Source organism: Magnetospirillum sp. LM-5 (assembly GCF_902729445.1).
Taxonomy (GTDB): domain Bacteria; phylum Pseudomonadota; class Alphaproteobacteria; order Rhodospirillales; family Magnetospirillaceae; genus Magnetospirillum.
In genome coordinates this window covers 34,501-56,122 of the sequence record NZ_CACVCE010000012.1, presented here as the reverse complement: position 1 = coordinate 56,122, position 21,622 = coordinate 34,501, and the positions used below count along the sequence as shown (strand labels likewise).

General features: G+C 65.8%; 21 protein-coding genes. 8 read left to right on the top strand and 13 right to left on the bottom strand.

The genetic code is table 11. The features are described from left to right. Nucleotides 1-27: 27 nt before the first annotated feature. Entirely contained in the window at nt 28-336 is a 309-nt protein-coding gene (locus MTBLM5_RS06325) for a hypothetical protein (protein ID WP_173974919.1), read from the top strand. Here MTBLM5_RS06325 and MTBLM5_RS06320 read toward each other — a convergent pair. From MTBLM5_RS06320 to MTBLM5_RS06310, 3 genes are all read right to left on the bottom strand, one after another. Then, complete coding sequence (locus MTBLM5_RS06320; RefSeq protein WP_173974918.1) at nt 276-2,348, bottom strand: PAS-domain containing protein; 2,073 nt, start codon at nt 2,346-2,348, stop codon at nt 276-278. The two genes, MTBLM5_RS06325 and MTBLM5_RS06320, sit on opposite strands and share 61 nt — an antisense overlap. A gap of 134 nt (nt 2,349-2,482) precedes the next feature. Then, nucleotides 2,483-3,685 (bottom strand): pyridoxal phosphate-dependent aminotransferase, encoded by a 1,203-nt coding sequence (locus MTBLM5_RS06315; RefSeq protein WP_173974917.1) that lies wholly within the window; start codon nt 3,683-3,685, stop codon nt 2,483-2,485. A 26-nt stretch (nt 3,686-3,711) separates the two neighbouring features. Beyond that, on the bottom strand, nt 3,712-4,395 hold the full coding sequence (locus MTBLM5_RS06310; RefSeq protein ID WP_173974916.1) for a hypothetical protein: 684 nt from the start codon (nt 4,393-4,395) through the stop codon (nt 3,712-3,714). Between the two features lie 248 nt (nt 4,396-4,643). Here MTBLM5_RS06310 and MTBLM5_RS06305 point away from each other — a divergent pair, with 248 nt between their 5' ends. Continuing rightward, a complete protein-coding gene (locus tag MTBLM5_RS06305; protein ID WP_173974915.1) occupies nt 4,644-5,084 on the top strand; it encodes a phasin family protein in 441 nt (146 codons plus the stop codon). A 69-nt stretch (nt 5,085-5,153) separates the two neighbouring features. Here the strand turns inward: MTBLM5_RS06305 and MTBLM5_RS06300 are convergent, their stop codons facing one another. Both MTBLM5_RS06300 and MTBLM5_RS06295 read right to left on the bottom strand, forming a co-directional pair. After that, entirely contained in the window at nt 5,154-5,774 is a 621-nt protein-coding gene (locus MTBLM5_RS06300; protein ID WP_173974914.1) for a ParA family protein, read from the bottom strand. A 25-nt stretch (nt 5,775-5,799) separates the two neighbouring features. Next, the gene (locus tag MTBLM5_RS06295) at nt 5,800-6,780 is read right to left on the bottom strand and encodes a cyclic nucleotide-binding domain-containing protein (RefSeq protein WP_173974913.1); all 981 of its coding nucleotides are present in this window, start codon (nt 6,778-6,780) and stop codon (nt 5,800-5,802) included. Between the two features lie 173 nt (nt 6,781-6,953). Between MTBLM5_RS06295 and MTBLM5_RS06290 the strand changes: the two genes are divergently transcribed. The 5 genes from MTBLM5_RS06290 (at nt 6,954) to MTBLM5_RS06270 (ending at nt 11,111) form a co-directional block, all read left to right on the top strand. Then, the gene (locus MTBLM5_RS06290; RefSeq protein ID WP_245644210.1) at nt 6,954-7,646 is read left to right on the top strand and encodes an SCP2 domain-containing protein; all 693 of its coding nucleotides are present in this window, start codon (nt 6,954-6,956) and stop codon (nt 7,644-7,646) included. Continuing rightward, nucleotides 7,646-8,644: a peptidase U32 family protein gene (locus MTBLM5_RS06285; protein ID WP_173974912.1), complete on the top strand. Its 999-nt coding sequence runs from the start codon at nt 7,646-7,648 to the stop codon at nt 8,642-8,644. The genes MTBLM5_RS06290 and MTBLM5_RS06285 overlap by 1 nt, the downstream gene beginning before the upstream one ends. Further along, nucleotides 8,641-9,549: a U32 family peptidase gene (locus MTBLM5_RS06280; protein WP_173974911.1), complete on the top strand. Its 909-nt coding sequence runs from the start codon at nt 8,641-8,643 to the stop codon at nt 9,547-9,549. The genes MTBLM5_RS06285 and MTBLM5_RS06280 overlap by 4 nt, the downstream gene beginning before the upstream one ends. Nucleotides 9,550-9,653: 104 nt before the next feature. Next, nucleotides 9,654-10,688, top strand: a complete 1,035-nt coding sequence (locus MTBLM5_RS06275; RefSeq protein ID WP_254430933.1) for a hypothetical protein — start codon at nt 9,654-9,656, stop codon at nt 10,686-10,688. Nucleotides 10,689-10,814: 126 nt separating this feature from the next. Continuing rightward, the gene (locus tag MTBLM5_RS06270) at nt 10,815-11,111 is read left to right on the top strand and encodes a GIY-YIG nuclease family protein (protein WP_217424983.1); all 297 of its coding nucleotides are present in this window, start codon (nt 10,815-10,817) and stop codon (nt 11,109-11,111) included. A gap of 356 nt (nt 11,112-11,467) precedes the next feature. On the opposite strand, the gene MTBLM5_RS06265 is transcribed toward MTBLM5_RS06270, so the two are convergent. The 8 genes from MTBLM5_RS06265 to fliI all read right to left on the bottom strand — a co-directional run bounded on the left by MTBLM5_RS06265 (nt 11,468) and on the right by fliI (nt 20,758). Then, nucleotides 11,468-11,839 carry a response regulator gene (locus MTBLM5_RS06265; protein ID WP_173974910.1) on the bottom strand — a complete coding sequence of 124 codons (372 nt, stop codon included), beginning with the start codon at nt 11,837-11,839 and terminating at the stop codon, nt 11,468-11,470. Between the two features lie 10 nt (nt 11,840-11,849). Further along, nucleotides 11,850-14,930, bottom strand: coding sequence for an EAL domain-containing protein (locus MTBLM5_RS06260; protein ID WP_173974909.1), 3,081 nt, complete (start codon nt 14,928-14,930; stop codon nt 11,850-11,852). Nucleotides 14,931-14,973: 43 nt separating this feature from the next. After that, nucleotides 14,974-16,224 carry a NupC/NupG family nucleoside CNT transporter gene (locus tag MTBLM5_RS06255; RefSeq protein WP_254430931.1) on the bottom strand — a complete coding sequence of 417 codons (1,251 nt, stop codon included), beginning with the start codon at nt 16,222-16,224 and terminating at the stop codon, nt 14,974-14,976. After that, the gene (locus MTBLM5_RS06250; RefSeq protein WP_173974908.1) at nt 16,217-17,326 is read right to left on the bottom strand and encodes a hypothetical protein; all 1,110 of its coding nucleotides are present in this window, start codon (nt 17,324-17,326) and stop codon (nt 16,217-16,219) included. Before MTBLM5_RS06250 ends, MTBLM5_RS06255 begins: the two co-directional genes overlap by 8 nt. Nucleotides 17,327-17,364: 38 nt before the next feature. After that, nucleotides 17,365-18,309 (bottom strand): SAM-dependent methyltransferase, encoded by a 945-nt coding sequence (locus MTBLM5_RS06245; protein ID WP_173974907.1) that lies wholly within the window; start codon nt 18,307-18,309, stop codon nt 17,365-17,367. A gap of 72 nt (nt 18,310-18,381) precedes the next feature. After that, nucleotides 18,382-18,885 carry an HPP family protein gene (locus MTBLM5_RS06240; RefSeq protein ID WP_173974906.1) on the bottom strand — a complete coding sequence of 168 codons (504 nt, stop codon included), beginning with the start codon at nt 18,883-18,885 and terminating at the stop codon, nt 18,382-18,384. 70 nt (nt 18,886-18,955) lie between these two features. After that, complete coding sequence (locus MTBLM5_RS06235; RefSeq protein WP_173974905.1) at nt 18,956-19,402, bottom strand: flagellar export protein FliJ; 447 nt, start codon at nt 19,400-19,402, stop codon at nt 18,956-18,958. Nucleotides 19,403-19,405: 3 nt separating this feature from the next. After that, nucleotides 19,406-20,758: a flagellar protein export ATPase FliI gene (gene fliI, locus MTBLM5_RS06230; RefSeq protein WP_173974904.1), complete on the bottom strand. Its 1,353-nt coding sequence runs from the start codon at nt 20,756-20,758 to the stop codon at nt 19,406-19,408. Nucleotides 20,759-20,870: 112 nt separating this feature from the next. Between fliI and ctrA the strand changes: the two genes are divergently transcribed. Then, nucleotides 20,871-21,599, top strand: a complete 729-nt coding sequence (gene ctrA / locus MTBLM5_RS06225; RefSeq protein WP_173974903.1) for a response regulator transcription factor CtrA — start codon at nt 20,871-20,873, stop codon at nt 21,597-21,599. The last annotated feature ends 23 nt before the right edge of the window (nt 21,600-21,622 follow it).

Genomic DNA, 21,622 nt, shown 5'->3' with positions numbered 1-21,622 from the left:
TTTGTTCACTTATTGTTCTATCGCGGTATGGATCGACCCGCGCTTGAACGCCGCTATGACGGCCCCATTCCCGCCGCCGACCCGGCCGCCCCGCCCCCGCCCCCGGTGGCCCTGCTGGCGCGCCTGCTGCGCGAGGGACGGGAACGGCTGGGCAGGCGACGGCTGACCCTGGCGCCCGGCCACCCCTGTCTGGAGATGGCGGCGGCCGACATCGGCGCCTATCGTCATGGATTGGTCCGTGGTCTGCCGACCGGCCCGGCAGCCGGTGGCGGCGGTCAGGCTGCGTCGTCGGTAGCGGCGCAGACCCGGTTGCGGCCGGCGCGCTTGCCGCGATAGGCGGCGCGATCGGCGGCATCGATGAAATCGTCGAGCGCCAGCAATTCGTCGCGATCCATCGACGACACCCCGAAGGTTCCGGTGACCGAAATGGGCTCGGCAATCCCGGGGGCCCGAATCTTGCGGTCAGCCACGGCCCCGCGCAGGCTTTCCGCCACGGTCAGCGCCCCTTCCATATCGGTTTCGGGCAGCAGCACGACGAATTCCTCGCCGCCGAAGCGCGACACCAGATCGGTCGCCCGCACCGATCCCTGCAGGACCTCGGCGGTTTCCTTCAGGACCAGATCGCCGACCACATGGCCGAAGGTGTCGTTGATCGCCTTGAAATGGTCGAGATCGATGACCAGAAGCGACATCGGTTTGCCCGACCGCACCAGACGGTCGCATTCGATATCGAAGCGCTGGGTGAACTTGGTCCGGTTGGCCAGGCCGGTCAGGGCGTCATGCAGCGCCGATTGCTCCAGCCGCTCGACCAGCGTCTTGATCTTCAGGTCCTGATGGTGCTTTTCGGTGATGTCGGTGGCGACACCCCTGAAGCCGCCATCGACGCCATAGCCCGACAGTTCCAGCCAGGCCTGGCGCCCGCCCTTGCAGCGAAACGGCGCCACCGCCTTCTCGCCCGGGGCCAGGTCGCCAGCCAGCCAGCCCATCACCACCGGACGCGCCGTCGGCTCGACGAATTCCAAGAGCGAGCGTCCGTCGATCTCGCCCATTTCGTAGCCCAGCACCCGTTCGATCCCCGAGGCGAACCGGAACCGGGCGTCGCCGTCCAGTTCGAAGACCGCGATCACCGAGCGCGAGATGATCTCGTCCATCAGGGCCAGCGTGCGTTCCAACTGCCGCGCCGAGGCGCGGATGTCGGTGATGTCGGTATAGGTGGTGACGAAGCCGCCGTCGCTCATCGGCCGGCCGAACACCTCGATGATCCGCCCGGTCGGCAATACCCGCTCGAACCGATGCTGCGACGGGTTGCGGGCCAGCTCGACCCGCTGGCGGACATGATCCTCGGGATCGCCGGGGCCGTAATCGCCGCGTTCGGCGACGAAGCGGATGGCGTCGGCATAGGGCACCACCTCGCCGGGCGGCATCACCGTGTCGGGAATATCCAACAGGCGGGCGAAGGCCTGGTTCCACACCACGATGTCTAGGCCTGGGTCGACCACCGTCACCCCTTGCGGCAAATGCTCGATCACCGAATGCAGATGAACGCGGACCCGTTCCGATTCCGCCATCGCCGCCTGCAGGGCCTCCTCGGCCTGTTTGCGGGCGGTCACGTCGGTATAGATGGTCACGAAGCCGCCGCCTGGCAGCGGCGCGCCGCGGATTTCCAAGGTGGTGCCGTCGGTGCGTCGGCGCTCGAACACATGGGCTTCGGGAATGCGGGCCTGGCGCAGCCGCTCGGCCACCAGGGCATCGACGTCGCCGGGGCCGTATTCGCCCCGCTCGGCATTGTAGCGCAGCAAGGTCTCCAGCGACGGCAGGCCACCGTCGAACAGGCTGTCGGGAAAGCCCAGCAAGGCCTGCAGCTTGGCATTGCAGGCCCGCATTTCCAGATCCGGCCCGAACAAGGTGACGGCGCCCGGCATGTTCTCGATGATGGTGCGCAGCGCGATGCGCGAGCCGATGTCGCGCACGGTGACCAGCAGGCGCTGGCCGGCCCGCGACAGCGCCACCTCGACCGGCAACGATCCTTGCCCGTCGCCCTGCAAAAGGTGGATGACGCCGTTGGCTTCGCGCCGCAGGACGGAAACGTCTTCGGCGCCGGCCAGGAAGGTGGCGATCGCCTGGTCCAGCCCCGGTCGATCCTGCTCGCGGATCAAGCTCAGGAACGCCCGGCCGCGCGGATCGTCGCCGATCAGGCGGCAGGCCGCCCGGTTGGCCACCGCGACGGTGCCGTCGGCATCGACGCCGATCATCGCCGCCGACGAGTTCTCGAAGGCCAGCCGGTGGAACGACGGGGCCGCGTCTTCGCCTTCCCCCTTGCGTTCCGGTTTCGGCTTGCCCTGGTCCATCGACGACGCGCCCGAATTGAATCAATGGTTGATCATCATCCGGCGGCGCCCGATTTCAAAGGACAATTTCTCCAGCACCCGCCCACGAAAAAGGGGCGCCCGGCGGGGCGCCCCTTGGTCGCGACGGCTGGGTTTTACACCAGCGATTCGCAGAAGCGCTTGATGCGCTCGCAGGCCTTGGTCAGCGCCTCGGTCGAGGTGGCGTAGGAGATGCGGAAATAAGGTTCCAGGCCGAAGGCCGCGCCCTGGACCACCGCCACGCCTTCGGCCTCCAGCAGGGCGCCGACGAAGTCGGTGTCGCTGGCGATGACCTTGCCGTCCTTGGTCTTCTTGCCGATGATTCCGGCGCAGGACGGATAGACATAGAAGGCGCCTTCCGGGGTGCGGCAGGTGATGCCGGGGCAATCGTTCAGCAGCTTGACCACCATGTCGCGGCGGGCCTTGAAGATCTCCTGGTTCTTCGGGATGAAGTCCTGGGTGCCGTTCAGGGCTTCCACCGCCGCCGCCTGGCTGATCGAGGCGGTGTGGGTCACCGACTGCGACTGGATCATGTTGATCGCCTTGATCAGCGGCAACGGGCCGGCGGCATAGCCGACGCGCCAGCCGGTCATGGCATAGGCCTTCGACACGCCGTTCATGGTCAGCGTGCGGTCATAGAGCTTGGGCTCGACCTGGGCCGGGGTGCAGAACTTGAAACCGTCATAGACCAGGTGCTCGTACATGTCGTCCGACATGACATAGACATGCGGGTGCTTGACCAGCACGTCGGTCAGGGCCTTCATCTCGTCCCACGAATAGGCCGCGCCCGACGGGTTGGACGGCGAATTCAGCACCAGCCACTTGGTCTTGGGGGTGATGGCCTTTTCCAGGTCGGCGGGCTGCAGCTTGAAGCCCTTTTCCTCAGGCCCGACCACGAACACCGGGACACCGCCGAACATCAGGGCGATATCGGGGTACGACACCCAATAGGGCGCCGGCACGATGACTTCGTCACCGGGATTGATGGTGGCCATGAAGGCGTTGAAGATCACGCCCTTGCCGCCGACGCCGACGGTGACCTGGTCGGCGGTGTAATCCAGCCCGTTCTCGCGCTTGAACTTGGCGGCGATGGCCTTGCGCAGTTCCAAGGTGCCGGCCGGAGCCACATACTTGGTCTGGCCGCCATCGATGGCCGCCTTGGCCGCCGCCTTGATGTTTTCGGGGGTGTCGAAGTCGGGCTCGCCGGCGCCCAGGCCGATGACGTCGCGGCCGGCAGCCTTCAACTCGGCGGCCTTCTGGGTCACGGCGATGGTCGGAGAGGGCTTGATGGCCGACAGCCTGTCTGCGATGAACGGCATGGTATTCCCCATCTGGCAGAAAGAAATCAAGGCGGCGAAGTTACTTGCGCCGACCGCGATTCGCAAGGGGAATACCGCGCCTTTGCTGGCGAGCGGCGCTGTTCCCGATCGGCGCGTTCCATCACCACCGCCGCCGCCGACCAGTATTCATGACCATCATGATTGATTCCGCCGGCGGTCAGACGACATTGCCACCCCGGCTCGTCCACCGCCTCGGCCGCCTCGGCCATGCGGCGCAGGCGGGCCACGAACCGCTCGCGCTCGCGCGGTTCGGCCGGCGCCATGTAGGTGCAGCTGAAGGCCACCACCCCCAGTTGGAACGACCCGCCTTCGCCGACCAGCAACGACCGCATGCGGTCCAGGTCGCCGGTAATGCGGCCCCAGCCATCGACGTTGCGCTTGATCTCGACCACCGCGTGCGGTCGCGACCCGCCCCGATAGATCAGCAGATCGACGCGGCGATTGCCGTCCAACCAGGCCCGCCCCGGCCCCGCCGGCGCCGAATCGCGGGCGGCGTCGCCCAAGGGAAATTCCGGCCACACCGTCAGGGGGGCGCACCAATCCCACACCGCCTGCGCCACGGATACGGTGATCAAATATTCAGGCGCCCACGAGAAATAGCCCCCGTTGGCGGTCCAGGCGGCATAGGTGTGACGGGCCTCGACGACACCAGCGAGAACCGCACTGACGATCTTATCGGCTTTTAACATTTCTGCGTGCATGATCGACCATCATCGTGAGTATTTTCCATTATTCAATCTTTTTTAGGTTGTATGCAAGCACAGATGAGAGCCTGAATGTTCGCCCTCGGCCATCATACGAACCTCATGGGTCGTACAGACCCCCATGCGATTTGTTTGCTCGCACGGACTAACCGACTCATTTTGTTGACGAACAGCACCGGCGCGCGTATGTTTCGCTGCACCGCAACATACCCCCCGCAGGTTGGAGACGTGTCATGGCCAGCAAGCAGCAGCCCGAGCAGTTGTTCGATTTCGACATCACCAAGTACATGGGTGACTTCAAGGTCCCCGGCGTTGACGTTGAGACCCTCGTGAGCAGCCAGCGCCGCAACATCGAGGCCCTGACCCAGGCCAACCGTCTGGCCTATGACGGCCTGCAGGCCGTTCTGAAGCGTCAGGCCGAGATTCTGCGCCAGACCATGGACGAAGTGTCCCAGGCGACCAAGGACATCTCGGAGCCGGGCGCTCCGCAGGACAAGGCCGCCAAGCAGACCGAGCTGGCCAAGGACGCCTTCGAGCGTTCGCTGTCCAACATGCGCGAACTGGCCGAGATGATCGCCAAGGCCAACAACGAGGCGTTCGACCTGTTGAACAAGCGCTTCACCCAGAACATGGACGAGATCCGCGAAGCCTTCGTGAAGAGCGCGAAGAAGTAAGCTTCGGCGCCGATCCGGCAAACGCGACGGCCGCATCCCCTGGGGGTGCGGCCGTCGATGTTTGCGGCGCTATCTCTCCACCAGCCGCAGCAGCGGCGCCCATTCGGCGGCATAATCGCGCGAGCGGCGGTCGGGGGCTTCCAGCACGGTCTGGCCCAGCGCCGCCAGGTTGGGATAGATCTGGCTGTCGCGCAGCCGGGCCACCACCGGAAATCCCAGCTGGGCGAAGAAGCCGTCCAGATGGTCGGACACCTTGGTCCCCAATCGCAGGCGGTTGCCGACGATGGCGACCACCCGCTTGTTCTTGCGCACCGCCTTGACCTCGGCCAGACGCTTGAGGAAATGCGCGGTGGCGTCCTCGTCGAAGGCGCCGGGCAGCACCGGCACGACCACCACGTCCGAAATGTCGATCAGATCCTCGACATCCTTGTGGTGCATCGCCGCCGGCGCGTCGATGACCAGGCGGTCCAGCCCCTTGGCCGGCTTGCCGACATCCTTGGACCAGTCCAGCCCCTCGATGGACGGTGCGCGCTCACCCCGGCGCCGCAGCCAGTTCAGCGCCGAACGCTGCCGGTCGCAATCGCCGATGGCCGTGCGCAAACCGGCCAGGGCGAAGGACGCCGCCAGATGGGTGGCGATGGTGGTCTTGCCGCAGCCGCCCTTGATGTTGCCCACCAGCACCGTCAGCATGACCGCCCCCCTTTGCGTGATGCGGTCAGCCGCCGCGCTTGTGCTTGAGACGGGCGCGGGCCTCGACCAATTCGCGCCCCATTTTGCGAATGTCGTGCAGCAGCGTCTCGACCACCAGGATGACCAGGTCCGGGGTGCGATTCAACTGCGCCTTCAAGGTCGCCTTGGGCAGGACCAGGCAGACGGTGGGAGCCGCCGCTTCGGCCGAGGCCATGCGCGGCTCGTCATCGATCAGGGCCATCTCGCCGAACACGCCCGAAGCGCCCAACTCGCCCAACGCCACCTTCTGGCCATCGACCTCCTTGAAGATGGTGACCCGGCCGGATTCGATGACATAGGCCTCGTTGCCGGCTTCGCCCTCGGAGAAGATGACCTCGCCGGCGGCGAAACGGCGGCGCGAGGTCTTTTCCGAAGCGCCGGCCGACGCCGATTGCCCCTGCGCCACCGCCTGGCGGATGGTCTGCTGCGCCACCCCCGGCGGCAAGGCGATCAAGGGCGGCGGCTTGGGCAGGGGCGGATTGCGGCGGCGGTTGCCGCCTTCGGGCATGTCGCGCTCGACCGAGCGGCGGCACGGGCCGGTATAAGAGGCGACATCGACGAACGGGCGCGGATTGATCAGCGCGTTGCGGATGCGCCGGAACATCGAATCGGCCGACACCGGCTTGACCAGGAATTCGTTGACCCCGGCGTTCCTGGCATCCATCACCTTTTCCATTTCGGCGAAGCCCGACACCATGATGATCGGCGTCACCTTGCACGACGGCACATGACCCTCGCGGATGAAGCGGGTCAGCATGACGCCGTCCATCGGGTCCATGTCGTGATCGACCAGCATCAGGTCGACCTTGTTGTCGGCCAGGATCTGCAGCGCCGTCGGGCCGTCGCCGGCCTCGAGGATCGTGCGCACGCCGAAGGATTGCAGCGCCGACTTCATGAACGAGCGCGCGTACCGGCTGTCGTCGATGACCATGACGGTCAGGGGGGAAAGGTCGATATCGACAATCATCGCTGGCAAAAACCTCCGCGCTTCATTTCTAGCCCATCAGCCCCCCGCTCTCCAAGAGAGACCTAAGGCTGGCCCCCCGGGGAGCTGCGACGGGGAGCTGTGGCTTGACGGCGGTCAATGAGGGGGGCTATGACCGTCCCCATGATCGCCCATCCGACAAAAGGACCAGGGATATGATGGCCAGCGACATGATGGAAGGGCAGTACCGGCCGGGCGCCAAGCCGATGACCCCGCCCTTCTCGCCCGTGCTGCTGCTGGGGCTGGCCCTGAAGCCGCTTCGCCCCGCCCTGCTGCAGCCGCTGTTCGACGCCATGCTGCGGGTGGTGCGCCGCCAGCACCCCGACATCCTGGAACGGCTGGAAGCCTATGGCGACCGCGTCGTCTGCATCGACCCCATCGACCTGCCCTTCGCCATCTTGCTGGAACCCAATCCGGCCGAGCCGCGCCTGACCGTGCGCCGCTTCGTCGATGCCGATGAAGTGCACGCCACCATCCGCGGCCCGCTGGAGACCCTGATCGCCCTGGCCGAGGGCAAGGTCGATGGCGACGCCTTGTTCTTCTCGCGCCAATTGGTCATCGAGGGTGATACCGAGGTGGTGGTGGCGCTGAGAAACGCCATCGACGGCGCCGGCATCGATCTGATCGCCGACCTGACCAGCGCGCTCGGCCCGTTCGCCAACCCGGCGCGGCGCCTGGCCGACGCCGCCCTGGAAGCCGCCCATTCGGTCCGCTCCGGCATCGAGACGCTGCGCCAATCCCTGATCGCCCCGGCGGTTCAGGGCGCCGCGTCCCGCGACGCCCGCATCGCCGAACTGGAAGCCGAGGTCAAGGCCTTGCGCAAGGCGTCGCGGCGGGGCCACGCCTGATGGCCGAGTTGGTTCGCCCCGAGCTGGTTTGCCCGGCCGGCACCCCGGCCGCGCTGAAAAGCGCCGTCGAAGCCGGCGCCGACTGCGTCTATGTCGGCTTTCGCGACGAGACCAACGCGCGGAATTTCCCCGGCCTGAATTTCAGCCGCAAGGAACTGGGGGAAGGCATCGCCTTCGCTCATGACCACGGCGCCAAGGTGCTGGTGGCCATCAACACCTTCCCGCGCGCCGGCCGCCCGGAATTGTGGCACCAGGCGGTGGCCGATTCGGCACGGCTGAAGGCCGACGCGGTGATCCTGGCCGATATCGGCCTGTTGGCCCACGCCGCCGCCCACCACCCCGAGCTGCGCCTGCACCTGTCGGTCCAGGCGGCGGCGTCCAACCCCGATTCGATCCGCTTCTACGCCGAACGGTTCGGGGTGAAACGGGTGGTGCTGCCGCGCGTCTTGACCGTGCAGGAAATCGCCACCGTCAACGCCGCCATCGCCCCGGTCGAGACCGAGGTGTTCGTGTTCGGCGGCCTGTGCGTGATGGCGGAAGGGCGCTGCGCCCTGTCGTCCTATGCCACCGGCCAGTCGCCCAACATGAACGGCGTCTGCTCGCCGGCCAGCCACGTCCGCTACGAGGAACGAGCCGGCGGCATCACCTCGCAACTGGCCGGCTTCACCATCAACAAGTTCGGCGAAGGCGAGCCGGCCGGCTATCCGACCCTGTGCAAGGGCCGCTTCGTCGCCAACGGCAAGACCAGCTATCTGTTCGAGGAACCGACCTCGCTCAACACCCTGGCCATGCTGCCCGACCTGATCAAGGCCGGGGTGACCGCCTTCAAGATCGAGGGACGCCAGCGCGGCCGCGCCTATGTCGCCGCGGTGGTCCAGGCCTTCCGCCAGGGCGTCGATGCGGTCATGGCCGGACGGCCCATGCCCGACATCGACCTTGACCGCATCACCGAGGGCGGCCGCCAGACCACCGGCGCCTACGAGAGGACCTGGCGTTGACCCATCCCGCCAAACTGACCTTGGGGCCGGTTCTGTTCAACTGGCGCCCTGAAGCCTTTCGCGACTTCTATTTCCGCATCGCCGACGAATCGTGCGTCGATACCGTCTGCGTCGGCGAGGTGGTGTGCTCCAAGCGCACGCCGTTCCTGGCCCCTCTCCTGCCCGAGGTGATCGAGCGCCTGACCAGCGCCGGCAAAGAGGTGGTGCTGTCGTCGCTGGCCCTGATCATGACCGAGCGCGAGGCGAACGAGGCCCGCCAGCTCGCCACCGCCGAGTCCGGCTTCCTGGTCGAGGCCAACGACATCTCGGTCGCGTCCATGCTGGCGGGCCGCCCGTTCGTCGCCGGGCCGCTGTTGAACATCTACAACGAGGGCACCCTGGCCTGCCTGGAACAGCTGGGCGCGGTGCGCACCTGCCTGCCGGCCGAACTGCCGGCCGACATCCTGGCCACCCTGGCCGGGGCCGCCAAGGGCGAAATCGAGATCCAGGCCTTCGGCCGGCTGCCGCTGGCCATTTCCGCCCGCTGCTACCATGCCCGCTCGCGCAACCTGGCCAAGGATGGTTGCCAGTACGTCTGCGCCGACGATCCCGACGGAATGGCCGTCGATACCCTGGACGACGAGCCGTTCCTGGCGGTCAACGGCACCCAGACCATGTCGTACCATTACCTGGACCTGCTGCACGATCTGCCGGCCTTGCGCGCGCGCGGGATCAACCGGTTCCGCCTGTGGCCGCAAGATGTCGACATGGTCGCGGTGGCCGCCCTTTACCGCGCCGTGCTGGACGGCGCCGTCGAACCGGCCGACGCCGCCGACCGATTGGCCGCCCTGTGCCCACGGGCGGAATTCTCGAACGGCTATGTGCATGGTCGGGAAGGGCATCTGTTCGTCGAGGCCGACCTGTAGGCCTCTTGTCCGCGGCACGCGGCCCCGGCATACTAGCGCCGACCCGGGACCGGCTTTGGGGGCCGTCCGGCGGGATGCGCGTGGGTGATCGGGGACTTTCAGGTATGGCAGCGGCGGACGAAGCGAATACAGCGAATCCGGCAAAATCGAAGGATGGCGACGACAACGTCATCAAGTTCGAGCACAAGTTCTTCACCTCGTTCGAAGAGCTGTACTTCCGCCTGACCGACACCGGCGAGGCGGTGGTCGTGCTGAAGATGGCCGGCAACGAGGCGATCCTGGCCTTCGACGGCATCAAGCGCGAGTTCGGCCTGACCGAGGATTCCGCCGACGGCCGCCTGCTCACCAAGATCGCCGAGGGCCTGCAATATGTGCGCGGCCTGAAGCCCGGCGACGTGCTGCCCAAGGAAGTCACCACCCGCGAAGCGTCGTGGGAACCGACCGACCGCCACCGCCGCATCGCCCGCCAGCGCCTGACCATGCAGTTGGTGACCTGGCTGACCGGCGACGAACACATCTTCACCTCGCCCGAGGAACTGGCACAGGTCGCCGAGGACCCGCAGGTCAAGAAGAACATCAACCTGGCCTTCGCCGAAGCGGCCGAGGAACTGGGCCTGGGCCGCGAACGCCGCGAAGAGGTGGTCACCTACATCGAGACCCTGGCCAAGGAACTGGCCTATATCGAGGCCGAACGCGACGTCTTCACCGAAATCAAGAAGATCGACGACAAGGTCCAGGGCCTGCGTCGCATCTACGGCTCGGACCGCGGCATGATCGAGACGGTCGACCAGGTCGCCCGCCTGTGCCAGCGCGCCTTGAAGGTATTCCAGGAGAATTTCGACCAGATCGACGCCCAGACCGGCGAAATCCTGGCCATGCTGAAGAACATCGACAACCAGACCGACTATATCCGCTCGGCCCGCGACGAACTGCACCGCCGCATGATCCCGTGGGAGGATTACTTCCCGGTATGGAAGTCGGTCTATGTCGTCAAGTCCGACGAAAACGTCTTGCGCATCCGCGACCTGTACCAGTTCCTGGCGCCGCGTTTCATGCAGGTCAACGAATGGGTGCTGGTGACCAAGCGCGGCTTCGATCAGGCCAAGAAGAAGCCGCTGGGCGGCGTGCTGCGCTGGTAGCGGCCAGCCGAGAAAAAGTCCCTCGGCTTCGCCTCTGAGCCGTTGGAACTAGGTGTGTTTCGTCATGGCCGGGCTTGACCCGGCCATCTACGCTGTCGGCTGCAGACATTCAAGGCTAGCCGCATCATGCGATGCATACAGGATGGCTGGATCTACATCATGACGAACCGACCGAATGGCACGCTGTACGTCGGCGTGACCAGTGACTTGGCGCGTCGAGCCTGGGAACACCGGGAAGGCGTTGCCGATGGCTTCACCAAGCGGTACGGGCTGAAACGGCTTGTTTATGCCGAGCGATACGAGGACATCCGCACTGCCATTCAGCGGGAAAAGAACCTCAAGCACTGGCCGAGGGCGTGGAAGGTCAAGCTGATCCTGGCTGACAACCCAAACTGGGACGATCTGTACGAGCGGCTGGCGTAGCCGTGGGTGGCCGGGTCAAGCCCACTTCTGTCCGGTTCAATCTGAGGCGTCGCGGCGCAAACTCTTGTGGCGCGCGCTTTTCAAAGCCTCGAGCCCGGAAGAAACGCGACGCCATCGCCCCACACTCCGTCATGCCCGTGCTTGACACGGGCATCCCCGTGGCGCCGAACAAAATCGAATGGAAACATCGCGTTATGTGGATGCGCGTGGATGGCCGGGTCAAGCCCGGCCATGACAGAAAAATTCTTCGGCAAATGAATAGCCCCGCAACTGGCGCATGGCCTGTTGCGGGGCTGACATCAAACACACCTAGTCCCAACGGCTCTGCTTCGCCCCGGGGTCCTTGTCCCCGAGCATCACTCTTCGGCGCAATAGCGGGCCACTTCGTCCAGCAGCTTGCGGATCGAGATCGGCTTGGTGATCACCTGGTCGAACCCTTCCTTCATGAAGGCCGCCACCGATTCCGGATCGGCGAAGGCGGTCACCGCCAGCACCGGCACCTCGGCGGTGCGGTCGTCCGCCTTCAACTGCTTCAAAAGATCGACGCCCGACTGCCGGGGCAGCTGGATATCCATCAAGATCAGCTTGGCGCCCGAATTGGCGGTCATCTCGACCAGCCCGTCGCCATCTTGCGACTTGACGGTGCCATAGCCGGCGATGGTCAGCGCCTGCTCCAGCAACTTCATGTTCATGGCATTGTCTTCGACGATGACCACCGTCCCGGTCATGGCCCCACTCCTATGATTTTCCGGCGATGGCCGTTGTACCGTTGAAAGAACGCACGAAAGCCACAAAGTCCGTCGCCGGTACCGGCCGGCCGATCAGGTAGCCTTGAATCTCGTCGCAGCCGTGCCGGGCCAGCAAGGCGGCCTGGGACTCGGTCTCGACACCCTCGGCGATGGTCGACAGCGACAGCGAATGGGCCAACGAGATGATGGCGTTGGCGATCACCCGCCCGTCCTCGTCATGATCGAGGTCGCGCACGAAGGCGCGGTCGATCTTGACGGTGTTGACCGGAAAACGCTTGAGATAGGCCAGCGACGAATAGCCGGTGCCGAAATCGTCGATCGACAGCGACACCCCCAGGTCGGCCAATTGCCGCAACAGCCGCAGCGTCGATTCGCCATCGGCCATCAGCATGCTTTCGGTCAATTCCAGGTCGAGCTGGCGCGGATTGATGCCGGAATCGGCGATGACGCCGGCCACGGTGTCGGCCAGATCGGCTTCGTGGAACTGGCGCCCCGAGATGTTGACCCCCAGGCGCAACGGCGGCAGGCCCTGCCGATCCCACGAGCGCAATTCGGCGCAGGCGCTTTCCAGCACCCAGCGGCCCATCTCGACGATCAGGCCGGTCTGTTCGGCGACAGGAATGAACTTGTCGGGGCCGATGATCCCCAATTCGGGATGGCGCCACCGGATCAGCGCCTCGGCACCGACCAGGCGCATCTCCTTCAGCTTGACCTGGGGCTGGTAGAACAGCTCGAACTGGCCGACCTTCAGGGCGTCGCGCAGGCTGCGTTCCAGGGTCATGCGCTCGCTGACCGCGAAGCTCATGGCGGCGTCGAAGAAGCCCAGCCGCTCGTCCGGGCGCTTCTTGACCTGGTGCAGCGCCATTTCGGCGTTCCGCAGAAGCTCGAGCGCCTCGTCGCCATCGCGCGGAAACACCGAGATGCCGATATCCACCGGCAGGCTGATCTCGTGGCCCTGCAGCAGGAACGGCTCGAGCAGCGCATCCTGGACGGTGCCGGTGATGCGGGTGGCGTCGGCCAATCCATCCAGGCCGGAAACCACCACGGCGAATTCGTCGCCGGCCAGCCGCGCCGCCGTGCCCTGCACCCCGCCGACCACTTGCGACAGCCGGCGGGCGGTTTCACGCAGGACGGCGTTGCCGATCTCGTGGCCCATGGAATCGTTGACGGTGGTGAAACCGTCCAGGTCGATGGTCATCACCACCACATGGTGACCGCCGGTGCGGGCCTGGCCCAAGGCCTGGCCGAGACGATCGATCAGCAGCGAGCGGTTGGGCAAGTCGGTCAGCGGATCGTGGTTGGCCAGATAGGCCACGCGCTGCGCCAGCTGCTTGTTCTCGGTCAGGTCGCGGATGGTGCCGGTGAACAGACGGCGATTGTCCAGACGCAGTTCCGACACCGCCAGGTGGATCGGGAACAGCGAGCCGTCCTTGCGCCGCCCCATGACCTCGGTGCCGGCGGCCAGGTTGCCCTGCCCGTGCAGATAGGCCCTGAAATCGGCCGATTCGGGCATCAGGACCGCGACATTGGCGCCGATCAGTTCCGCCAGCGACGAGCCGAAGATCCGTTCCACCGACAGATTGGCGCTGACGATGATGCCGTCCTCGTCGATGGTCAGGATACCATCCAGGACGGTGTCCATGATGGCGCGGATGCGGTGTTCGCGTGCCGCCACCGCCCGCATCGCCGCCGTTACCTCGGTGGTATCGCGGCCGACCACCAGGGCGGCGGTCTGGCCGTCCCGCTTCAAGGGCACGGCGTTCAGTTCGACGTCGCGGGTGCGGCCGGCGAAGGTGGTGATCTTGACCGGGACGGGATGATCCTCGTTGAACAAGGCCTCGATGCCGGTCGCCAGCACGCCGCGAAAATCCGGGTGGACGAAATCGACGAATTCCTTGCCCTCGCACGCCGATTCCGAAGGGGCCCGCAGCATGCCCAGCCCGGCCGCGTTGATGCGCTCGATCACGCCGTCGACGCAGACGCAGATCAGGTCGGGCGACAGCTCGACCAGATCGCGGTACGAGGCCTGGTCCTTCAGCAGGGCGGTTTCCAGCATCGACAGGTCGGTGATGCGGTCCAGCTGCTTCAGGATCTGCGAGCCGGAATTCAAGATGCTGTCGGCATAGTCACGATAGCCCGAGGGCTGGATCTGCCCCAGCATCTCGGAATGGATCATCTCGGCGAAGCCGATGACGTCGTTCAGGGGCGTGCGGATGTCGCGGCTCATGCGCGCCATGAACTCGGTCTTCGACCGGTTGGCCAACTGGGCCTCTTCCTTGGCCTCGGCCAGGACTTCCGCCGCGTTGCGCTCGCTGGTGATGTCACGCAGGAAAAAAGCGCAGCGGCGGTCGTCGGGCGAGCCCACCGCCAGGAACCGGCCGGCGAACCAGCGCGGGCCGTCACTATCCTCGAACTCGATGGTGCGCCCGGCCGCCAGGGCCTGGGCGAAGAAATCGCGGCGCCGATCGGCCAGGGCCTTGGGCATCAAGGTGAAGACGTCCTGGCCTTCCAACTCGTCGGGCCGGCGCCCCAGGGTCTCGGCGGCCTGGGCGTTGACGGTGATGACCACGCCGTTCGCATCCAGAAGTGCTGCGAAATCATGGCTGGCATCCAGCAGGGCCTGGGTGGTGTGGTGCGACAGCTCCAGCGCCTTTTGCGCCTGCTGACGCTCGACCGCGTGGCGGATGACGCGGGGCAGCAATTCCAGGCCGGCCAGCGACTTGACCACGTAATCCTGGGCGCCGGCGCGGATGGCGTCTTGCGCCACCCGTTCGTCGTCCAGGCTGGTCAGCACCACCAGGGCGGTGTCGGGCGCCGCCGCCTTGAGGCGGAACACCGATTCCAGCCCCGAGGCGTCGGGCAGCCCCAGGTCGGCCAGGATGCAGATATAGTCCGGCAATTGCGCCAGTGCCGCGCCCTCGGCCAGGGTGGCGCGGCAATCGGCACGCCACGGCACCATCGCCTCGGCGAGTTTGATCTCGATGAGGCGCTGGTCTCCGGGATTATCCTCGATGACGAGGAGACGCGTGGCGGCGGTGGCGACTGTCATGACCTTGGCAAGATGCAGCATCCTCAAGCCGATGTAAACGGATGCTAACGATCTTGAGACTTACCTAAAGCAGCAGACCGACGATACCTCCGGTCAAGCACGAGGCGAGAGTGCCGGAAATCACCGACCGCCCCCCCAGGGCGACGATCTCGTCGCGACGCTCGGGCGCCATTGCCGACAGCCCGGCGATCATGATCCCCAGCGAGCCGAAATTGGCGAATCCGCACAACCCGTAGGTCATGATGATGCGCGAGCGCACCGACAATGCCTCGGGCGGCAGCCGGGCCAGATCAAGATAGGCCAACAGCTCGTTCAGCACCGTCTTGGTGCCCATCAGGGCGCCGGCCGTGACCATCTCGGACGCCGGGATGCCCATCAGCCAGACGATCGGCGCCATCAGCCAGCCCATCATCCGCTGCAGCGTCAAAGGCTGGTCGCCCACATCGGGCAGCAGCGACAGCGCGCCGTTGGCCAGCGACACCAGGGCCACCAGCACGATCAGCATGGCGATGACGTTGATCAGCAATTGCACGCCGTCACTGGTGCCCTTGACCACCGCGTCCATCGAACCGCCATAGGCCGCGGGCGTCTCGCCGCCGCCGGTGCGGGCATCGTCGGGGATCATGATCTTGGCCACCATCACCGCCGCCGGCACGCTGATCAGCGAGGCGGTCAGCAGGTGGCCGACCGGATCAGGCACCACGCCGGCCAGGAAGGTGGCGTACAGCACCATCACCGTGCCGGCGATGGTGGCCATGCCGCCGGTCATCACCACGAACAGCTCGCCCCGCGACAGCACGGAAATATAGGGACGGATCAGCAAGGGGGCCTCGACCATGCCGACGAAGGCGTTGGCCGCCGACGACACCCCGACCGCACCACCAAGGCCCATGGCCCGCTCCAGCGCCCAGCTCATCGCCTTGACCACCACCGGCAGGATGCGCCAGTGATACAGCAGGGCCGACAGCGCGCTCATGATCAGAACCAGCGGCAAGGCCTGGAAGGCCAGCACGAAGGACGAGGCCGGGTCGGCCACCGCATAGGGCGCGGCCCCCCCGCCGATATAGCCGAACACGAAGGATGTGCCGGCCCGGGTGGCGGCCTGCAAGGAATCGACGATGCGGTTGAGGCCCAGGAACAGGCCTTGCGCCGCCGGCACTTTCAGCAGCAAGGCGGCGATCAGGAACTGCGCGGCCAAGCCGGCCGCCGCGACACGCCACGACACACGCCTGCGGTCTTCCGACATCAACCAAGCCAGGCCGACCAGTCCGGCCAACCCGACGAGCCCCTGGGCCAGCAGGCCCATGTCAGCCATGCGGCTGCTTGGCCAGCCACTCGTTGATGGTGGGGACCATGGCTTTGAAGGTCAGGGCGAAGGACGCCATCAGCTTGTCCTTTTCCTGGTTCATGTGCAGCATGTTGTCGACGACCTTGCGCAGGATGTCCTTCGAGAAGTTGGGATTGGCCACCACCATCGGCAGCTTGTTGCCCAACGCCGCGCGCATCGAGGTCACCAGCACTTCCAGCTTGTCGATGTTCAACCGCTCGAGGTCTTCCAGATTCTCGGCGGCGATCCAGCACAAGATGTCGCCGAAGATCTTGGCCGAGCTCTTGTCCAGCGCCGCCACCACGTTGAAGAACGCCTTGTCGCGGGCGAAGAAGTCCCAGGCGCTGTCGCCCAGAAGCTTGCGATAGAAATCGTACATGTCGCGGTTCCACACCGCGACGCCGGCGATGGCCTGGGGCCGGTGCACCAGGATATCGACGAAATCCTCGCCGGCGGCGGCCCGGACCTTCTTCACCATTTCCGGCGGGAACTGGCCGACGGCGGCGATCGCCTCGACCGTCCGCAGCGCCAGGACATCCTCGCCCAGTTCCATGATCTGCGGATAGGAGAGGTGGTGGCGATAAACCGACAGCAGCGGCAATTGCCAGCCGAAGGCGATGTAATTGGCCAGATGGCGCAGCTTGCGCTCTTCCACCGGGTCGTGGCCCATGCGGGTGACCTCGACCTGCTCGGTCTTGGTGATCAGGCCGAACAGCGCCTTCTTGGTCACCGTCTCGGTCACCGTCTGCTCGGTTTTCTCGGACTCGAACATCTTCTTGGCGCAGGTGCGCACCAGCAATTGCTGGATCTGGTTCAGGCTGACGCCGCAGACCAACGTCTGGGACTCGTCGCGCACCGGTTTGCCGTCCGCCGCCTTGACCACCACGTCGCAGACGGCCCGGTTGGCGATGAAGGCGGTGATGAAGGCATCCAGCGCCTCGGGGCTGGCGATCAGCATCTGATAGGTCAGTTGGCCATCGACCACGCCGGCCCGCTGCAAAAGGGCCAGCACCGCTTTCAGGCCTTCGATGATGGCCTTCTTGGTGTCGGCGTCGATATCGATCGGCGGCGGAAGGGTTGCGCTGGACATGGTACCCCTGCAGGCGGGCGGAAATGCACAGGGAAGGTTTAAACCGTCCCGTCGGGCAAGGCAACTGTGGCCAACCGCACCCAGGTCAGTTCGTGCTTGTTATGATGCAGATGCATCACCGCCGAACCGGGAATGGCGGCAAAGGCGGCGGCCATGGCATGGTCGGTCTCGCCCTGGAACTTGATGGTGCAGACGAAATTCTTGACGGTGCCGGCGGCGATGAAGCGCTCGACCAGACGCAGCAGCCGCTCGGGGTAGCAGATGACGTCGGAAAACAGCCAATCGACCGGCCCCAGGTCGGCCGGGGCAAGACCGAACGCGCTTTCCTTGCGGACCATCACGCCCTCCATCGCCTCGATCCTGGGGTCGAGCGGCGCCTTGTCGACGCTGATCACCCTGGCCCCCAGTCCGGCCAGCACCCAGGTCCAGCCGCCGGGACAGGCGCCCAGATCGACGCACAGTTCGCCGGGGGCCGGATGGACGCCCAGCCGGGTGAACACGTCCCACAGTTTCAGATAGGCGCGGTTGGGCGGATTGACCCGATCCTCGACGAAAGTCAGCTCGCCATTGGGGAAAGCGCTGGAGCAATGGCCGGCGGCCAGCAGGGTGGACTCGTCGAGCAAGGTGAACGAACCCAGCGGCGCGGTGGGAGCCGGCTGGCCGAAACTGATCGGCTTGGCCGACACCTTGGGCAGCTTTTCCACCATCAAGGCGGTGCGGCGGTGAAGCGTCGGCGCATAGGGCCACCAATTGCGCTGGATGGCGCGCAACGCCTTGGCGCCCTCGCCGATCGAGGCGATGGGAATGATGCGGGCGTCATGCCAGATATTGGCCGCCCAGGCGGCGGCGATGGCCGGCCCTTCGGTCAGGACCAGCCGGCCGTGCCGGCGCAAGATGGCGGCACCGGCCAGTTCCTGGTCCAGGTCGGCCTCGAAGCCTTCGGCGGCGAGATAGGCGGTCAGTTGGGTCACGGGTGCGGGCATCACTTGGCAAGCGGACGAAGACGCCCCCTAAGAACCACAGCCGACCCGACGCTGTACACGGCTTTTCGCCGCTCAGCCCGATCGGCCGACCGGCAGCGGATAGACCACCCGCGGCGGCAAACGGTGGATCGCCAGGGCCAGCAACACCAGGGCCACGGTGCCGGCCAGCACCGGGGTCAACAGGAAGTCCCAGCCGGGATGGACCATCATCACCACGATCGGGTCGGCCCCCGCCGGCGGATGGGTCAGGCGCGCCAGTCCCAGAATGCCGATGACCAGCCCTACCGCCAACGCCATGGTCCAGAAGCTGTGGGGCAGCCAGGCATCCAGCAGCAGGGCCAGGGTGGTGGCGATCAGATGGCCGCCGATCAGATTGGCCGGCTGCGATAGCGGATTGTCCGGCAGGCCGAACAACAGCACCGCCGATGCCCCCAGCGGCGCCACCAGCAGCGGCAGGCCGCTCCACTCGCCCAGCATCGCCACCAGGCCGACACCGATCAGGCCGCCCAGCGCGGCCTTGATCCAGGTGCGCGGGTGCAGCGGTTGTTGATGGCGGTGGACGAAACGGCGGGGCATGGCGGCGGACTCCGGTGGCGCGTAAATATCACGACATAGTGATATACGGCCCGCCACGCCTTGACGCTGGTCAGCCCTCGCTCGCGGCCTCTTCCCTGCGGCGGAACTGGGTCATGCCGACCTCGTCCAGGAAGATCTGTTCCTTGCGGTCGGCTTCCTCGCGTTCCTGCTTCTCGCGATTGGCCTGGGTGACCTCGTAGGTCTTGAGTTCACGGTAGGCCTCGGCCAAATCGTCGCGGGCGGCCTCGATCTGGGCGCGCACGTTCAAAAGGGCGCGGTCCTGCTCGTTCCTGTGGTCGCGCCAGGCGCGGTGATAGGCCCCGTACAGATAGCCGACCCCGGTGGCGTCGGCCGCCGCGATCTTTTGTTCCTCGATCAGGCGGTGTTCGGCGTGATCGATATCGGCCAGGATCTGGTCCTCGGCGGTCTGCAGGCTGGTCAGCACCCGGCGTTTTTCATCGACATTGAACTTCGACAGTCGGATCAGGGTCTTGATGCCCTTGGCGTTCCTGGCCATGGATTAGCGTCCTCCCATCCCGTCGCCGTCGAACGGCATGCCCAGGATGTTGGCCAGCATGGCGTAGCATTGCTGCAGCGAATTGGCCTCGGTCTTCTTCTGGCCCAGGAAGGCTTCCAGTTGCGGGTAATAATGGATGGCCTCGTCCACCGCCGGGTCGGTGCCGCGCCGATAGGCGCCCAGGCGGATCAGCTCGGCCATGTCCTCGTAGGTGGCCATCAGCCGCCGGGCCTTGCTGACCAGGGCGTTTTCCTGCTCGTTGTTGCAGGCCGGCATGGTTCGAGACACCGAGCGCAGCACGTTGACCGCCGGATAGCGGCCACGGTCGGCGATGGCGCGGTCCAGCACGACGTGACCGTCCAGGATGCCGCGCACCGCGTCGGAAATCGGCTCGTTATGGTCGTCGCCATCGACCAGCACGGTGAACAGGCCGGTGATCGAACCCTTGGCGGTACCGGGGCCGGCGCGCTCCAACAGGCGCGGCAATTCGGCGAATACCGTCGGCGTATAGCCCTTCGAGGCCGGCGGCTCGCCCGCCGACAGCGAAATCTCGCGCTGGGCCATGGCGAAGCGGGTGACCGAATCCATCATGCACAAGACGTCGTTGCCCTGGTCGCGGAAATATTCCGCCACCGCCAGCGTCACATAGGCGGCCTGGCGGCGCATCAGCGGGCTTTCGTCCGAGGTCGATACCACCATCACGGCCTTCTTCATGCCCTCGGGCCCCAGATCGTCCTCGATGAATTCACGCGCCTCGCGGCCGCGTTCGCCGATCAGCCCGATCACCGCGACATCGCAGCTGGTGTTCTTGGTCATCATCGACAGGATCGAGCTTTTGCCGACGCCGGAGCCTGCGAAGATGCCCATGCGCTGGCCGCGGCACATGGTCAGGAAGGTGTTGACCGAGCGCACCCCCAGATCGACCTTGCCGGCCACACGCTGGCGCGAATGGGCCGAAGGCGGCCGGGCGCGGATGGGAAAGGCCTCGTCGCCGACCGGCAACGGCCCCAGCCCATCGACCGGCTGGGCGAAGGCGTTGATCACCCGGCCCAGCCAATGAGACTCGGGATAGATCACCGGCTCGGAATCCTGGACCTCGGTGCGGCAGCCCAGGCCGACACCATCGATGGCGACGAACGGCATCAACAGGGCGCGCCCCGAGCGGAACCCCACCACCTCGCAGGGCACGCGGCGGCCGTCGCGGGCGATGACATGGCAGCGGTCGCCGACCGAAATCTGGCGCTGCACGCCGCCGGCCTCGATCAGCATGCCCTGCACCGCCGCCACCCGGCCATAGACCTGGATGCCGGTGACGCGCTCGATGTCGGTGACCACGTTTCGGACGAGAAATTTCATCGATTGGAGCGAATCTTGATAAGAGGTTAACAACAGCCGCCGGAAATGGTTAATATACGCCCGCGAAGGTTACCACATCCTCAATGGACCCCGCCGAACAGGGATTGCCACGATGCGCGTGTTGGTGGTCGAAGACGACCGGATGATGACCCAGTTGATCGAGACGATGCTGAAGGCCGAAGGCATGGTGGTCGATTCCACCGCGCTGGGCGAGGACGGGCTGGAAATCGGCAAGCTCTATGATTACGACATCATCTTGCTGGATCTGATGCTGCCCGACATGGACGGCTACGAGGTGCTGCGACGCCTCAGGTCATCGCGCATCGAGACGCCGGTCCTGATCCTGTCGGGGCTGACCGAGCCGGACAAGAAGATCAAGGGCCTGGGCTTCGGGGCCGACGATTACCTGACCAAGCCGTTCGACAAGGGCGAACTGGTGGCCCGCATCCAGGCCATCGTGCGCCGCTCGAAGGGCCACGCCCAGTCGGTGATCAAGACCGGCAAGCTGGCGGTCAACCTGGATCAGCGCACGGTGGATGCCGAAGGCGAGCCGTTGCACCTGACCGCCAAGGAATACGGCATCCTGGAACTGTTGAGCTTGCGCAAGGGCCAGACCCTGACCAAAGAGCAATTCCTGAACCACCTGTATGGCGGTATCGACGAGCCCGAATTGAAGATCATCGACGTCTTCATCTGCAAGCTCAGGAAGAAGCTGTCCACCGCCACCGGCGGCGACAACTATATCGAGACGGTGTGGGGGCGTGGCTACGTGTTGCGCGACCCGGAAACCGTCCCGGCCAAGGCGGTACAGGGCCGCCCGGAACCCACGCCCGCCCATTGACGGCGGGACTTTCCGTCTCCAAA

Coding starts and splice junctions, on each gene's coding strand:
- MTBLM5_RS06325 (WP_173974919.1), top strand. CDS start 28: ATGGATCGACCCGCGCTTGAACGCCGCTATGACGGCCCCATTCCCGCC.
- MTBLM5_RS06320 (WP_173974918.1), bottom strand. CDS start 2,348: ATGGACCAGGGCAAGCCGAAACCGGAACGCAAGGGGGAAGGCGAAGAC.
- MTBLM5_RS06315 (WP_173974917.1), bottom strand. CDS start 3,685: ATGCCGTTCATCGCAGACAGGCTGTCGGCCATCAAGCCCTCTCCGACC.
- MTBLM5_RS06310 (WP_173974916.1), bottom strand. CDS start 4,395: ATGTTAAAAGCCGATAAGATCGTCAGTGCGGTTCTCGCTGGTGTCGTC.
- MTBLM5_RS06305 (WP_173974915.1), top strand. CDS start 4,644: ATGGCCAGCAAGCAGCAGCCCGAGCAGTTGTTCGATTTCGACATCACC.
- MTBLM5_RS06300 (WP_173974914.1), bottom strand. CDS start 5,774: ATGCTGACGGTGCTGGTGGGCAACATCAAGGGCGGCTGCGGCAAGACC.
- MTBLM5_RS06295 (WP_173974913.1), bottom strand. CDS start 6,780: ATGATTGTCGATATCGACCTTTCCCCCCTGACCGTCATGGTCATCGAC.
- MTBLM5_RS06290 (WP_245644210.1), top strand. CDS start 6,954: ATGATGGCCAGCGACATGATGGAAGGGCAGTACCGGCCGGGCGCCAAG.
- MTBLM5_RS06285 (WP_173974912.1), top strand. CDS start 7,646: ATGGCCGAGTTGGTTCGCCCCGAGCTGGTTTGCCCGGCCGGCACCCCG.
- MTBLM5_RS06275 (WP_254430933.1), top strand. CDS start 9,654: ATGGCAGCGGCGGACGAAGCGAATACAGCGAATCCGGCAAAATCGAAG.
- MTBLM5_RS06270 (WP_217424983.1), top strand. CDS start 10,815: ATGCGATGCATACAGGATGGCTGGATCTACATCATGACGAACCGACCG.
- MTBLM5_RS06265 (WP_173974910.1), bottom strand. CDS start 11,839: ATGACCGGGACGGTGGTCATCGTCGAAGACAATGCCATGAACATGAAG.
- MTBLM5_RS06260 (WP_173974909.1), bottom strand. CDS start 14,930: ATGCTGCATCTTGCCAAGGTCATGACAGTCGCCACCGCCGCCACGCGT.
- MTBLM5_RS06255 (WP_254430931.1), bottom strand. CDS start 16,224: ATGGCTGACATGGGCCTGCTGGCCCAGGGGCTCGTCGGGTTGGCCGGA.
- MTBLM5_RS06250 (WP_173974908.1), bottom strand. CDS start 17,326: ATGTCCAGCGCAACCCTTCCGCCGCCGATCGATATCGACGCCGACACC.
- MTBLM5_RS06245 (WP_173974907.1), bottom strand. CDS start 18,309: ATGCCCGCACCCGTGACCCAACTGACCGCCTATCTCGCCGCCGAAGGC.
- MTBLM5_RS06240 (WP_173974906.1), bottom strand. CDS start 18,885: ATGCCCCGCCGTTTCGTCCACCGCCATCAACAACCGCTGCACCCGCGC.
- MTBLM5_RS06235 (WP_173974905.1), bottom strand. CDS start 19,402: ATGGCCAGGAACGCCAAGGGCATCAAGACCCTGATCCGACTGTCGAAG.
- fliI (WP_173974904.1), bottom strand. CDS start 20,758: ATGAAATTTCTCGTCCGAAACGTGGTCACCGACATCGAGCGCGTCACC.
- ctrA (WP_173974903.1), top strand. CDS start 20,871: ATGCGCGTGTTGGTGGTCGAAGACGACCGGATGATGACCCAGTTGATC.